The organism is Xiashengella succiniciproducens, assembly GCF_023674465.1.
GTDB classification, from domain to species: domain Bacteria; phylum Bacteroidota; class Bacteroidia; order Bacteroidales; family Marinilabiliaceae; genus Geofilum; species Geofilum succiniciproducens.
The window spans coordinates 1,746,068-1,759,563 of sequence record NZ_CP098400.1; the positions used below are offsets into that span (position 1 = coordinate 1,746,068).

The window sequence follows — 13,496 nt, forward strand, 5'->3', positions numbered from 1 at the left end:
CATACATTAATTATGCCAGACATTTATTATTTCTCACCAACATTTACAACCTCTACGTCATACTTAAGGATAGCTCTTGAAGGTATTCTGTCATCATCACCTACCAGACCATGAGCAAGATGCGGAGGCATAATAAAGGTTGCTTTGCTGCCCTTTCTTAACATCAGGATTCCTTCTTCCAGACCGCTTTCAACGCCCCCCTTGCCTACCTGAAACACCTTTTGCCCATCATTGGCAGAACTGTAACATACAGTACCATCGAGTAAACTAATCTTGTAATTGAGAGTAACAATCTGTCCTTTGACAATCTTATCTCCCTTTCCATTTTCATGCAAGATGTACCACAATCCGGTCTTGGTTGCCTGCATATTGAGCTTATTATCCTCAACATACTTTCCAATTACCTTCTGCTCTACATCTACCATACGGCGGTTGTACTCGATAATCTTATCCAATGTGATGTCTTCTTCCTTTGATTTGTCCCTCCTGCTCTGCGAGCTGGTGCAACTAGATACACTAAGCAGTAACACTGCCAGGAAAATGCGTATACAGTTTCTATAACCTATAGTCTTCATTTGAGCGAGATTAAATTAAGTCATAAAGATATGACATCCACTCATCTTAATCACCATCAAGGAATGGGCCAATCGTTGAGCAAATAACAGATACTGCATCGTCGAGAGAACCTACAAACTCGCCTCCTGCTGCATTACTATGACCGCCACCTGAGAAATATCGTGTAGAGTAGGCATTAATTGCAATTCCGCCTCTTGATCTGAAAGACAGCTTAACAAATCCTTCTTTCCTTTCGGTTAACAGAATTGATACTACAATTCCTTTGACAGACAATGGCATATTAACAAGTCCTTCTGTATCCCCCGGCTTGTATTCATACATTCTCAATTCTTCAGCCGACAATGCTATATATGCAACCCTACCTGATGATATTACCTGGAGTTTGTTGCCCAATGCATGCCCCATCAACCTGGTTCTGGACAGAGAATTACTATGAAATAATTCCTTATGAATACTATCCTTATCAATTCCTGCTTCTAGAAGTTCTGCTATTATACGGTACAACCCTGGATTCGAAGAATTATGATTAAGCATTCCTGTATCAGTCATAATACCCGAATACAAACAAACCGCACTTTCAATTCCAGGTTTGTAGCCCAGCCCTTTCATAACCCTGAAGCTTAATTCACAGGTTGATGATGCTCCGGTATCAGAAATTAACACCTGAGAAATAGCAGTATCAGGATATGGATGGTGATCAATATTTACACGAGGAATATCCAAAGTCCTCACAACGTTGGCAAGTTCACCTACACGCTTAAGATCATTGAAATCCAATAAGAGCAGGAGTTCTGACTTAGCAAGTCGGTCGGAAGCTGTTCCCTTGTCTGACGAAAAAGTAACTATATGAGCAGCACCTGGCATCCATCTAAGATTCTCAGGTACTTCATCAGGACTGATCACAACAACATCATGCCCCACAGCAATAAGAACATTGTACCAGCCTAGACATGCGCCAATTGCATCTCCGTCCGGATCCTTGTGAGGCAAAATCGTTATTTTTTGTGGGTGGGCAAAATATTTGGTAAGTTGTGACAGTTCATTCCTGAAAAGCTCCATAATATCATCCTTAAGTCGCAAAGATAACAAAAATTAACAGCAAATATTGCTGTTATAAAAAAATAGCTATATTCACACTTTTTTGCAATAAAAGGGAAACTTTAAGGGTTTTTCCGGGAATTTTTAAAAATAGTTTAGTGAAATAACGCCTTGTAAAACTAATCCTATGAAAGGACAAATCACTCTGACCATGATCAAGCCCTATGCGGTCAAAAGACACCATGTGGGCGATATCCTAGCTGAAATCGAACATGCAGGCTTTTCAATCAGAGCCATGAAAATGGTTCAGTTGCCAAAGGAAAAGGCCGAATTGTTCTATGCCGAGCACAAAGGTAAACCCTTTTTCGCTGCTCTTGTTGAATTTATGTCTTCAGGGCCAATAGTTGCAGCCTTGTTACAAAAGGAAAATGCAGTTGCTGATTTCCGTAAGCTTATCGGATCGACTGACCCGCATGAAGCCGAAGAAGGTACTATTCGTCGTAAATACGCTACAGATAAAACCCGCAACGCTATACACGGCTCTGACAGTGATGAAAGCGCAATAAGGGAAAGCAGGTTCTTCTTCAGTTCAATGGAAGAGTTCTTCTGTGTACCGGAATAAGCATTGGCAGCGAATCAACGAAGCACAATATCGCTGATTACCTTTGCTCCGGCTTCTTTATTGAGGGATTCAATTATTTTGCTCTTATGCATTAAAAGGTCGTTGCGTATTACACTTGAGTTAAGACTCACGTATAATACGCCGCCTTTTATATAAATATTCTTAGTAATCTTCTCGGCCATGGGTCCCAGCAGGCTGTTCCAGGCCTTCAAAACCCTTGTCTCACGAACTCCCTGCCTCAGTTCCGGGGAATCAAGTATCTTATTCAGGATCTCCTGAATGGATTTTGTATTGTTGTCCCTAAACCTATTATCCATTCTGTAGTTTGTTTGCTATGTATTTCTGAATAACGTTACAGATCACTTATTATACTTCCCTCGCTGACATTGAAAAAACAGTAGTCTTTACCTGCTTTTTCAACTATTTCAACAAGTCGGGTCCTTTGTGTATCAGTGATAAAAACCTGCTTAAAGATATTATTTCCCATCAGCTCAATCAACTTACCTGCCCTGAGATCATCAAGTTTATCAAACATATCATCAAGCAACAGCAGAGGCGCAGCGCCGCAGTGCCCGGCAATAAATTCATATTGTGCTAGTTTAAGTGCCATTACAAATGATTTCTTCTGGCCTTGGGATCCCACACGTCTGACAGGATTATCCCCAAGCATTAATTCAAGATCATCCCTGTGAACCCCCTTAGTTGTATAGCCCAATGCCAGGTCCCGATTCCGGTTCTTGATCAATTGCTCTCTGATATCTCCCTTATGATGGTGTGAGTCATACTGTATACTTACACTTTCTCTCGAATCAGATATATACTGGTAATATCGCAGAAAAACCGGTTCCAGTTCACCGATAAACCTGCTCCTCTCCTGAAATATTGCATTGCCTAGAATAGCAAGTTGTTCATCCCAAACCTCCAGTTGGCTTTCAAGTCCAAGATTGTTACTTCCGGCATGCTTTATAAGAGCATTGCGCTGAGCCAGACAGCGGTTATATCTTAGCAAGGCCTGCAGGTAAGTTCTGCTTAGCTGTGAGATTACCCCGTCAATAAACTTCCTTCTATGTTCACTTCCATCTGTTATAAGCCCTTCATCACCCGGGGAAATCATAACCAGCGGGATCAGACCAATATGATCAGAAAGACGCTGATATTCCTTCTTGTTGCGCTTGAACTGTTTCTTTTTGCTTCTTTTCAGACCGGCATAGAACTCTTCTTCCTGTCCTCTAATATCATATGCTGCCTGAATCATGAAAAAATCCTCACCATGGCATATCAACTGACTGTCAACCGGATTGAAATAACTCTTACAAAATGACATATAGTAAATAGCATCCAATAGGTTGGTCTTGCCCGAACCATTGAGACCCACAAAACAGTTGATGCCAGGTACGAACTCTAGTTCGACCTGACGCAGGTTCTTGTAGTTTAAGAGATTGATATGTTTAAGGTACATCAGCCACAGATTATTTCCCCACAAAAGTAGCAAAAACAGGCATAGTATTAATTAGCGGAAAAAAGCCGCCTTATCTTTTATATTAAGCCTAAATTACTAAATTTGCGCTGAAAAATAACTAAGACATATTTTTCATCCGGTTTAGAAAAGAAAATACAAGACAATTTAAACAGTCATACGATGTCAAAGAAACAGTCAAGCACAGCTGAGCAGAACCTTCAACAGGTTGAAACTGCCCTGGGCAGAAGCGAACAATGGATTGAAGACAACCAGAAAAGCATTACTATTTTCGTACTTGCCTTTATTATAGCAGTTGGCGGGTACTGGGGCTTTAAGAAATTATACGTAGAACCGCGAAATGTAGATGCTCAGAAAGCAGTCTTCCAGGCTCAGAATTATTTCGGAAATGATGACTTTCAACAAGCATTGGATGGTGACGGCGTTACACCTGGCTTCCTTGAAATCATTGATAGCTATGGCAACACCAAGGCTGGAAAGTTGGCAAAATACTATGCAGGTATCAGTTATCTGAACCTTGGACAATATGAAGAAGCCCTTGGTTACCTAAAGAGCTTTAAGACAAAGAATCCTGAACTTAAGGCAGTAAAAGAAGGTGCTATAGGTGACTGTTATCTAGAACTGGGTGAAAAGGATCAGGCACTTAAATATTACAACAGTGCAATCGCAGTTAATGATGCTGTTACAACTCCATTCTTCCTTCTGAAGAAAGGTATGCTTCTAGAAGAAATGGGCAATAAAACAGAAGCATTGAAAGCATATACCACCATTAAGGAAGAATATGCTGAAAGTGTTGAAGCTTCTCAAATCGAAAAGTATATCAGCAGAGTATCTCTGTAATTAAAAATAGCATTAACACCATAAAGAGATTGCCCGTCAAGCGGTCAATCTCTTTTTTAATAATATAGGATATGGCAACAACAGACCTTTCATCATACGATCCAAGCAAGGTCCCCTCTGCAAGTGAAATGAAATTCGGTATAGTTGTATCAGAGTGGAACCCTGCTATTACAGGAGCATTGTATAAAGGAGCCTTTGACACCCTGGTAAAACATGGTGCGCAGGAAGCTAATATTGTTACAATGATGGTTCCCGGAAGTTTTGAACTGACCTCAGGAGCGAAAATTATTGCGGATACCACCAATGTTGATGCTGTTATTTGCCTTGGTTGTGTGATTCAAGGTGAGACACCCCACTTTGACTTTGTTTGCCAGGGTGTAACCCAGGGGATAGCTCATTTAAACTTCACCTATAATATCCCCTTCATTTTTGGAGTTTTAACCACAATGAACCAGCAACAAGCTGAGGATCGTGCAGGTGGAAAGCATGGAAACAAGGGCGATGAAGCCGCAATTACGGCAATAAAAATGGTGGATAATAATTGGAGATTTAGGAAATAATATTATTTTTGCATCGCTGTTGAGCAGGGGGGATACCAAAGTGGCCAACTGGGGCAGACTGTAAATCTGTTGTCTTACGACTTCGGAGGTTCGAATCCTCCTCCCCCCACAAAAGTTAATGCGGGAATAGCTCAGTTGATAGAGCATTAGCCTTCCAAGCTAAGGGTCGCGGGTTTGAGTCCCGTTTCCCGCTCCAGGAAAAAGGCTGTCTTTCAAAAGACAGCCTCTATTTTTTTTCATAATCCGTCCTCCCTGCTTCACTTTTACTTAATTATTAAAGTCTCATCTTAAAATTCTTTAATCTCTTCCCATTTCCCCATAAAGCACTGGCGTTAATGTGATATTTTTCTTATATTGGGGTATGAGCTAAGACCTCTTATTCCTTATTGCTTAGCTATTACTACCGAGATCCCTGGTATCCCATTGGGAGACCATTCTTTTTCGTGCTTTGACCATAAGCATTGTTGATGTTCCGGCATTACAGTTTGTAAGACACAAACGCGTACGCGTTTGTCGTCTTCATTGTAAAGCATGTCTAACCATATAAACCGTTATAACTATGAAAACAGCGTACATAGGAACTTACCCGCCACGAAGATGCGGAATAGGAACCTTCACTGAGAACTTGTTTAAGTCAGCTGAGCAAGCATTCGGAAATAAAGTTGACGGTACCCAAAGCTTTGTGGTTGCCATTAATGACAATGGCACAACATACGACTACCCCAGTGAAGTCAAATACACTATAGAGCAGGAAGTGCTCGACGACTATCTGAAAGCAGCTGATTATATTAACAATTCGGGTGCGAATATATGTGTTTTGGAACACGAATATGGCATCTTCGGTGGTGATAGCGGGATATTTATACTTTCACTGCTCCACAAGCTAAAGATTCCTATTGTTGTAACCCTTCACACAGTATTGAAAACTCCATCATACAATCAAAAGGCAGTTTTACAGCAAATATGCAGGATGGCCCTGAAGGTAGTTGTTATGAGTCATAAAGCTATTGAGTTTCTCATCAACATCTACGATGTACCGATGGAAAAGATCAGCTTTATTCCCCATGGCGTACCTGATATAAAGCACGACCGCCAAAAGGTCAGAAAAGAATTTGGCTTTGAAGACAAGAAGGTATTACTGACTTTCGGTTTTGTAAGCAGAAATAAAGGGCATGCGGTGGCTATCAAGGCACTTCCAAGGGTAGTTGAGAAACATCCAAATCTTTTGTACATAATCCTAGGGCGTACGCACCCGGCAGTATTGCGCCATGCAGGTGAAGAGTACCGGGAATCTCTCGTCAAACTGGTACACGAACATAAACTGGAAAAGCATGTGCAATTTATTGACGAATTTGCTACGGACAATGATCTGTTTAAATATTTGTATGCTGCAGATATATATCTGACACCATACCTGAATGAAGCCCAGATTACGAGTGGCACTCTCTCCTATGCACTAGGTATAGGTTCTGCTGTTGTCTCTACACCATACTGGCATGCAGCCGAACTCCTGAATGAAGGTCGGGGCAGGCTTTTCAAATTTGGAGATCACGATGCCCTGGCTGACATACTCTTACGTCTGTTGGATGACCCTGCTGAACTGAAGGAAATAAAATCAAAGGCATACGAGTATGGAAGGGAAATGACCTGGCCAAAGACCGGAAGGCAATATGCAGAACTTGCAATAGCTGTGATAAAGAGTAATCACAGTGATAGGTTTAAGAATAGTATGCTGCCTGATCTTACTGCCCTGCCCTCATTCTCGCTTAAGCATGCAGATCGGCTGACTGACAGTACAGGTATATTACAACATGCCAAGTATGGAATTGCAGACTTCAAAGAAGGTTATTGCCTGGATGATAATGCCAGGGCGCTGTTGATGTCTGCAATGGCCTATAGGTTACGAAAAGATTCAAGGGCTCTTGAATTGATGCCTACCTACCTGAGTTATTTACATTACATGCAGAGTGAGGATGGATATTTCAGAAATTTCCTGAGCTTCAGCCGCCAGTACCTTGATGAAAGGGGTTCTGAAGATTCATTTGGACGTACTATCTGGGCCCTGGGCTATCTAATCAGGTTTGCACCAAATGATGCATATAAACAAGTTGGACGTAAGATGTACTTCAATGCTGTGCATCATACTGCCTCACTGGGCTCCATCAGAGCCATTGCCACTTCAATTGTTGGTATCTACCACTACCTCAAGGCTCAGCCTGCCGACGAAGTTATGACTGAAAGACTGAAGGAGCTGACCGGTAAACTGGTTCACCATTACTATGAGAGCAGTTCGGATAACTGGCAATGGTTTGAGTCCCTTCTGGCCTATGACAACGCACTGTTGCCCTATTCTTTACTGTGTGCTACCGAACTCCTCAAGTCGGATCCCATAAAGGAAGTGGCTATTGAATCAATGTCCTTCCTGGAAAAGCATACATTCAACAATGGTCACCTGTCTGTAATAGGCAATGAGAAATGGTTTAAAAAGGAAGGAGAACGCTCCTTCTTTGCACAGCAACCAATAGATGCCATGGCAATGGTCCTTATGTATCATCAGGCTTATAGAATGACCGGTAAGGATATGTATCTGAAGAGATTATATAAATCCTTCCTTTGGTTTCTTGGAGAAAACGACCTGAGGATCAGCCTTTATGATCATGATACCCACGGATGTTGTGACGGATTTGAGTATAGCGGTGTAAACCGCAATCAGGGAGCTGAAAGTACACTGGCCTTTCTGATATCTTATCTTACTGTACTGGATGTAGAAAAGGACATTATTGCACTAATCAGAAGAATAAAGGCAAAATTGCTCTCAACATCCCGAAGGATAATAGCCTAAATAAAGAAATAGGCAGCCCGGGGGCTGCCTATTTCTTTATTTATTCTTCTGAATCTCTGAGTATCCTCAACAGTTCTTTCAAATCTACCGTCGCATAGGTCGAAGCATAATCCGACATTGCATAAGGTATTACCAGATAGCCGTTGTAAACTATTGAGCCACACGAGTATACCACATTGGGCACATAGCCTTCTCTTTCCTCAGTGTTGGGAACAAGGAGAGGAGAACTAAGGCGACCAATCTCGATCTCAGGATTTTCAAGGTCAAACAGGGAGGCTCCAATGCTGTATTCCCGCATCGGTCCCACTCCATGAGTAATAACCAGCCAGCCATCAGGAGTCTCGATTGGTGATCCACAGTTACCTACCTGCACGAGTTCCCAAGGATATTTTACCTTTTGTATCAATTTGGCCTCCCTCCAAACTGTTATATCATCAGAATACGCAATGTAGTTGTTAATACCATCCATACGGCACAGCATAGCGTACTTTCCTCTTATCTTCCTGGGAAACAAAGCCATACCTTTATTTTGGGCAACCTCACCATGAATAGGCATAACCTCAAAGTGATAAAAATCCTTTGTTGAAAGAAGCTTTGGAAGAATACTGATCCCATCATATGCCGTATAGGTGGCATAATAGGTAACTGAACCATCATCGTCGGTAAACTTTACAAAGCGGGCATCCTCAATACCATTCTTTTCATTATAAGATACGGGGAAGATAACCCGCTCAGAAATATTTGTATCAAGCGAGAACTGTAGTTCATAATGTGAGGATGCCAACCATGAGATTTGGTCAAGCAGCAGTTTCTTTTCTGTAACAAGATGTGGTGAAGCCGCCACTTCAACAATAACCTTCTTGAGTTCACCGTAGGTAAAGCGCTCACCAAGTTTGTTAAGTACCACATCAGATGGAATAAGGCTGGAGCATTCCATTTCTTCAAGCTTGCGCTTGAAGGCTTCCTTATCATATACATGCCGCCTGATGTACTCTGCCTCCTCGACAAACTTACCGATAGGCTCTATAGTAAGATTACCCTCCTTGTCAAGCACTCCGGTACGGAAGACTATTGATGAAAGGTGTCCTTCACCTGTAGCACGAAAACTCAAAATAACACGCTTCTCACCTTGAGCTATCTCTGATTGATCGGGATGCTCAACTATTGAAGGATTAAAAATTGCTGCAGCCTCGATTGAATATTCAAGTGTAAAATAGGAACCGATGATCAGTTGTCTTTCAGAACTGATTTCCTCACCTGAAACACCTAAACGAGGCAGCAGATGACGAACATTTTCATAATGACGCTGGAAGATCCGTGAGCAATTCCTATGACGCATTGAAAAATCCCTCAGTACCTGATTCAGCACTGTCCGGATCTCATCTTCGCTCATTTCAAGCACTGCTTTAATGATTCCCAGAGCCCGGTCATCATTCATATAGAAAAAACGCGCAATAACTCTCGAGAAATCAGGCTTAAATTTAAGCTCCCTTCGTTTTACTTCTATCTGCATTTTTCTTCTGATTGGGAATAACTCAAATATAACTGCTTTTTTCCGTATTTATTCCAGAAATAAGGAAAACAATTAAATGTAATCCATAGCAGATGAGCTAACAATGTGTATTGAAATATGCATTTGTGTTTCTCAGTGAAAGGCTTCAATACCTAAAATGTTTAAACCTAAGCTCTGTTTTAATGAAAAACTGCCTATTTTTAAGTAACCAAATAACAAATTCCAGAATGAGAAAGAAATCAGTTTTATCTGCAGCAGTTGCTGTATGCATCTGCCTGGTATCATGTGAAACGCAACCCAAAGAGATACCATTGGTATATGACAGTGAGAGCACCTATACCCTTACTGACCCCTATCTTCCTGCCTATGAAGACCTGCCATCGGTAAAAACATTACCGGATCCTTTTGCATGGTCGGACGGAAGTGGCCGTTCGATCCGATTTGAGGACTGGGCACGTCGCAGGGCTGAGATTGGGGCTGAGATTCAGCGTTACGAAGTTGGTCCAAAACCCGGAAAACCAGATGCCATCAATGCCCGATTTGAAAATGACACTCTCTATGTCAATATCACAGTCGGTGACAGTACACTTACCCTCAAATCATATGTGATACTTCCCGAGGGTGAAGGTCCCTTCCCAGCGATAATAGGCATCGGGCGTGGAAGCGGCTCATTACCTCCAGACCTGTTTGAAAGCCGTGGAATAGCTCAAATTGCCTTTAATTTCTCTGATGTAGTTGCATGGCAGCAAGTGAGAGGTCAGGAGCCGTTTAACAGGCTGTATCCCGAACTTGAATACCTGGGTTCCTACAGTGCCTGGCCGTGGGGTGTAAGCCGCCTTATTGACGGTCTGGAGCTGGTACAGGATGTATTGCCTATTGACCTTAAGCACCTTGGCATAACAGGCTGTTCATTTGCAGGTAAGATGGCAATCTTCTCTGCAGCCTTTGACGAGAGAATTGCTTTGACTATAGCTCAGGAATCGGGCGGTGGTGGTGCAGCAGCCTGGAGGGTGTCTGAGACTCTTGGAAATGTTGAAACCCTTGGCAGAACCAACTATGTATGGTTTATGGAAGAGATGAGACAGTTTTCCGAGTCTGTAGACAAACTGCCACACGACCACCACGAACTGCTGGCTATGATAGCTCCCCGAGCCATCCTGGTGTTGGGTAATCCTGACTATGAATGGCTTGCAGAAGAATCTGCTTTCGTGTCTTGCAAAGCAGCCAAGAAGGTTTGGGAGACCTTTGGTATTGGTGACAGATTTGGAATCTCCGTGATGGCTGGTCACCCGCACTGCATGCTCCCTGATGCTCAGCGTCCTGAAACGGAAGCCTTTATCGAAAAGTTCCTTCTTGGAAATATGGACGTCAACACAAATATTGAGATCCATCCATACGGTGCAGTAGATTATCAGAAATGGATAGAATGGTAAAAGGATTTTTCCTTACAAAGAAGAAAGAGACTGCACACCATAGTATGTGCAGTCTCTTTTTATTACTGACCCATCGGAATTTACTCAGGTCAGACTTAAAAACTGACGCCGGATGTCCGGCTCTTATCAACCCTGTGGCAAAACTCTAGTAGTAGCTCCAGACACCTAGAGGAAATGATACAGGAAGACTATCTCGCCTTCAAAGGCAGGCTTCTTGTTTCCTTCTATTTCAAGTTTAACACCAATATTAGCCTTTGTTACTCCCCTCAGGTTGGATGCAGCTATTACTTTGGCAACCAGTCTTACGCGACTATTGACAAGTACAGGCTGATTAAATCTAAACTTTTCGATGCCATAATTGACCTGCATCTTCAGGTTTCTAACCTCGACTATCTGGTCCCAAAGATATGGCATCAGCGAAAGGGTCAGGTATCCGTGAGCAATTGTATTGCCAAAGGGAGATTCCTTAACAGCCTTTTCGGTATCAACATGGATCCATTGATGATCAAGTGTTGCGTCGGCAAAGAGGTTTATCTGATCCTGAGTGATCTGGTGGTAATCCGACACCCCCAGCTCCTGCCCTGTCAGTTTTTCTAGTTCATCAAAACTTGTAATAACGACTTTACTCATATCTGCTAAATTTAGGTCTAAATTACTGCAAGGTAATAATTGTTTTTTATTCAGACTTTAAGCCCCCTTGTTTCCTTGATCCCTCATATAGCTCAAACTTCTGGAAGTTGCATTCCAGTGCTCCATTGTATAAAGTCTGACGTGTAGATGGTTTTAGGCCCACACTCTTGAGTGCTTCAGCATTTCCACTTATTATCCACGCATCCCATCCTGAAAACTTGTGTTTCAGCTGGGATCCCAACTCCGAATACAGCAGGAATATATCTCTAGACTTTAGTCGTTCCTGATATGGAGGATTAGTAATGAAAAGACCACCCCTTCCGTTGGCTTCTGCTTCAGTAAATTGTTTTACTGAAAGGTCAATATACTTCTTGAGTCCAAAATCCAGGGCAGACTGTCTGGCTATATCAATAGCCATTACGCTTATATCACTTCCTCCGATCCTATGTTGAGGAGTTACAATTTTAGCTTTAGCTTCCTCAGTAATACGCTTCCATAATTCCGGATCATAGTTACCCCAGCGCATAAAGCCAAACTCGCGGCGCTTGATATTGGGTGCCATCCTGGAGGCGATCATTGCAGCCTCAATAAGGAAGGTTCCTGAACCACACATAGGATCCATCATGGGTCTGCTACCGTCATATCCAGCAATCAGCAGCATACCAGCAGCAAGAGCCTCATTGATGGGTGCTGTATAGGGCTTGGTACGATAGCCCCTTTGATTCAATGGGTCACCTGAGCTATCCATTGAAAGAGTAACCTTATCTTCAGCTATATGCAGATTAATAAGCAGATCAGGCCTTACCGGATCAATTGAAGGTCGGGCTCCGGTTTTATCCCTGAACTGGTCGCATATTGCATCCTTTACTTTCAGGGCTGCATATTTGGAATGTTGGAAAAATCGTGAGTAAACGACAGGATCAATTGCAAATGTCTTATCATTGCTAAGATAATGTGACCAATCGTACTCTCTGACTGCCTTGTAGAGCTGATCCTCATTGCGGGCAGTAAAAGTTTTCAGTGGTTGAAGAATCCTTAATGCACTCCGCAGGTACAGGTTGCTTTTGTAAAGTAATTCTTTATTGGCATCAAAGGAAACTGCACGTTTCAATATACTTATGTTCCCCGCCCCAAGGTCTTCCAGTTCTTTAGCAAGAACCTTCTCAAGACCGAAAAATGTTTTAGCTACTAATCTCACACCTAAAGTATTTCATTATGACCCCGGCAAAAGTAACACATCTCACCCAAAGAAAACAAAAGCCTGTCCAAAATATCAGAACTCAAGGCACACCCCGTTTAGAGGGACGTGCCCAAAGTCTGTAAAGGACAGGCCTTTTAATTCAAAAACAAATGCACCAAATAATTAGTGCCCCCCACGCATTGACATTATAAAGTTGTCGAATACATATAGAGGACCATCACCAATAAGATTAAGCTTGTCAATAATTGCAGTAACAGAAGCTTCTTCCTCAATTTGTTCGGAAACAAACCATTGTATCCAGTTAAAAGTGCTGTAATCCTTTTCTTCAAGGCAGATTCCAACAATTTCGTTAATTGAGGCAGTTACTTTACGTTCGTGTTCGAGAGAGAGCTCGAACACACCCCTTACGCTGTCAAATTCCTTCTGAGGTTGCTCAAAAGCCGGGACAATAGCATGTCCGCCTCTTTCATTTACAAAGCGGATAATCTTGAGCATATGTTCATTCTCTTCTTCTGCCTGTGCATAAAACCAGGCTGCTATTCCAGCCATTCCTTTGGTCTCAGCCCAGCTGGCCATTGACAGGTATAGGTTGGATGAGAATCCTTCCTTTTGTATTTGGGCTTGTAGAGCCTTTTCTACTTTCTTATTAAGCATGTTTATGAGAAATTAAGATTAACAATGAATAAAGCAGAAAATTAGGCTTTTTGTTCACTGGTTATCACTGGTATCAGGCAATTTGGAAAGATTCTAATTAAACAACTTTG

General features: G+C 42.1%; 13 protein-coding genes and 2 tRNA genes. 7 read left to right on the plus strand and 8 right to left on the minus strand.

Annotated elements, in window-relative coordinates:
- Positions 1-26 precede the first annotated feature (26 nt).
- Together M9189_RS07380 and M9189_RS07385 are read right to left on the minus strand one after the other, a co-directional pair.
- On the minus strand, positions 27-575 hold the full coding sequence (locus M9189_RS07380; protein WP_250722046.1) for an FKBP-type peptidyl-prolyl cis-trans isomerase: 549 nt from the start codon (positions 573-575) through the stop codon (positions 27-29).
- 46 nt (positions 576-621) lie between these two features.
- Positions 622-1,656, minus strand: a complete 1,035-nt coding sequence (locus M9189_RS07385) for a DHH family phosphoesterase (protein ID WP_250722047.1) — start codon at positions 1,654-1,656, stop codon at positions 622-624.
- 145 nt (positions 1,657-1,801) lie between these two features.
- On the opposite strand from M9189_RS07385, the gene ndk reads away from it, so the two are divergent.
- The gene (gene ndk / locus M9189_RS07390; protein ID WP_250722048.1) at positions 1,802-2,236 is read left to right on the plus strand and encodes a nucleoside-diphosphate kinase; all 435 of its coding nucleotides are present in this window, start codon (positions 1,802-1,804) and stop codon (positions 2,234-2,236) included.
- Positions 2,237-2,250: 14 nt separating this feature from the next.
- Here the strand turns inward: ndk and M9189_RS07395 are convergent, their stop codons facing one another.
- Positions 2,251-2,553 (minus strand): DciA family protein, encoded by a 303-nt coding sequence (locus tag M9189_RS07395; RefSeq protein ID WP_250722049.1) that lies wholly within the window; start codon positions 2,551-2,553, stop codon positions 2,251-2,253.
- A 35-nt stretch (positions 2,554-2,588) separates the two neighbouring features.
- On the minus strand, positions 2,589-3,695 hold the full coding sequence (gene recF / locus M9189_RS07400; protein WP_250722050.1) for a DNA replication/repair protein RecF: 1,107 nt from the start codon (positions 3,693-3,695) through the stop codon (positions 2,589-2,591).
- 180 nt (positions 3,696-3,875) lie between these two features.
- Between recF and M9189_RS07405 the strand changes: the two genes are divergently transcribed.
- The 5 genes from M9189_RS07405 (at position 3,876) to M9189_RS07425 (ending at position 7,955) form a co-directional block, all read left to right on the plus strand.
- Positions 3,876-4,553 (plus strand): tetratricopeptide repeat protein, encoded by a 678-nt coding sequence (locus tag M9189_RS07405; RefSeq protein ID WP_250722051.1) that lies wholly within the window; start codon positions 3,876-3,878, stop codon positions 4,551-4,553.
- 71 nt (positions 4,554-4,624) lie between these two features.
- On the plus strand, positions 4,625-5,113 hold the full coding sequence (gene ribH, locus M9189_RS07410; protein WP_250722052.1) for a 6,7-dimethyl-8-ribityllumazine synthase: 489 nt from the start codon (positions 4,625-4,627) through the stop codon (positions 5,111-5,113).
- 26 nt (positions 5,114-5,139) lie between these two features.
- Positions 5,140-5,222, plus strand: a tRNA-Tyr gene (locus tag M9189_RS07415).
- An 11-nt stretch (positions 5,223-5,233) separates the two neighbouring features.
- A tRNA-Gly gene (locus M9189_RS07420) sits at positions 5,234-5,309 on the plus strand.
- A gap of 363 nt (positions 5,310-5,672) precedes the next feature.
- The gene (locus tag M9189_RS07425) at positions 5,673-7,955 is read left to right on the plus strand and encodes a glycosyltransferase family 4 protein (RefSeq protein ID WP_250722053.1); all 2,283 of its coding nucleotides are present in this window, start codon (positions 5,673-5,675) and stop codon (positions 7,953-7,955) included.
- Between the two features lie 40 nt (positions 7,956-7,995).
- Here M9189_RS07425 and M9189_RS07430 read toward each other — a convergent pair whose 3' ends face one another.
- On the minus strand, positions 7,996-9,468 hold the full coding sequence (locus tag M9189_RS07430; protein WP_250722054.1) for a glycoside hydrolase family 130 protein: 1,473 nt from the start codon (positions 9,466-9,468) through the stop codon (positions 7,996-7,998).
- Positions 9,469-9,695: 227 nt separating this feature from the next.
- On the opposite strand from M9189_RS07430, the gene M9189_RS07435 reads away from it, so the two are divergent.
- Positions 9,696-10,901 carry an alpha/beta hydrolase family protein gene (locus M9189_RS07435; protein ID WP_250722055.1) on the plus strand — a complete coding sequence of 402 codons (1,206 nt, stop codon included), beginning with the start codon at positions 9,696-9,698 and terminating at the stop codon, positions 10,899-10,901.
- Positions 10,902-11,066: 165 nt separating this feature from the next.
- Here M9189_RS07435 and M9189_RS07440 read toward each other — a convergent pair whose 3' ends face one another.
- From M9189_RS07440 to M9189_RS07450, 3 genes are all read right to left on the minus strand, one after another.
- A complete protein-coding gene (locus M9189_RS07440; RefSeq protein WP_250722056.1) occupies positions 11,067-11,531 on the minus strand; it encodes a MaoC family dehydratase in 465 nt (154 codons plus the stop codon).
- A 46-nt stretch (positions 11,532-11,577) separates the two neighbouring features.
- Complete coding sequence (locus M9189_RS07445) at positions 11,578-12,729, minus strand: THUMP domain-containing class I SAM-dependent RNA methyltransferase (protein ID WP_250722057.1); 1,152 nt, start codon at positions 12,727-12,729, stop codon at positions 11,578-11,580.
- A gap of 165 nt (positions 12,730-12,894) precedes the next feature.
- Entirely contained in the window at positions 12,895-13,386 is a 492-nt protein-coding gene (locus M9189_RS07450; protein ID WP_250722058.1) for a ferritin, read from the minus strand.
- Positions 13,387-13,496: the final 110 nt, after the last annotated feature.

Coding starts and splice junctions, on each gene's coding strand:
- ndk (WP_250722048.1), top strand. CDS start 1,802: ATGAAAGGACAAATCACTCTGACCATGATCAAGCCCTATGCGGTCAAA.
- M9189_RS07380 (WP_250722046.1), bottom strand. CDS start 575: ATGAAGACTATAGGTTATAGAAACTGTATACGCATTTTCCTGGCAGTG.
- M9189_RS07440 (WP_250722056.1), bottom strand. CDS start 11,531: ATGAGTAAAGTCGTTATTACAAGTTTTGATGAACTAGAAAAACTGACA.
- M9189_RS07430 (WP_250722054.1), bottom strand. CDS start 9,468: ATGCAGATAGAAGTAAAACGAAGGGAGCTTAAATTTAAGCCTGATTTC.
- M9189_RS07405 (WP_250722051.1), top strand. CDS start 3,876: ATGTCAAAGAAACAGTCAAGCACAGCTGAGCAGAACCTTCAACAGGTT.
- recF (WP_250722050.1), bottom strand. CDS start 3,695: ATGTACCTTAAACATATCAATCTCTTAAACTACAAGAACCTGCGTCAG.
- M9189_RS07395 (WP_250722049.1), bottom strand. CDS start 2,553: ATGGATAATAGGTTTAGGGACAACAATACAAAATCCATTCAGGAGATC.
- ribH (WP_250722052.1), top strand. CDS start 4,625: ATGGCAACAACAGACCTTTCATCATACGATCCAAGCAAGGTCCCCTCT.
- M9189_RS07450 (WP_250722058.1), bottom strand. CDS start 13,386: ATGCTTAATAAGAAAGTAGAAAAGGCTCTACAAGCCCAAATACAAAAG.
- M9189_RS07435 (WP_250722055.1), top strand. CDS start 9,696: ATGAGAAAGAAATCAGTTTTATCTGCAGCAGTTGCTGTATGCATCTGC.
- M9189_RS07425 (WP_250722053.1), top strand. CDS start 5,673: ATGAAAACAGCGTACATAGGAACTTACCCGCCACGAAGATGCGGAATA.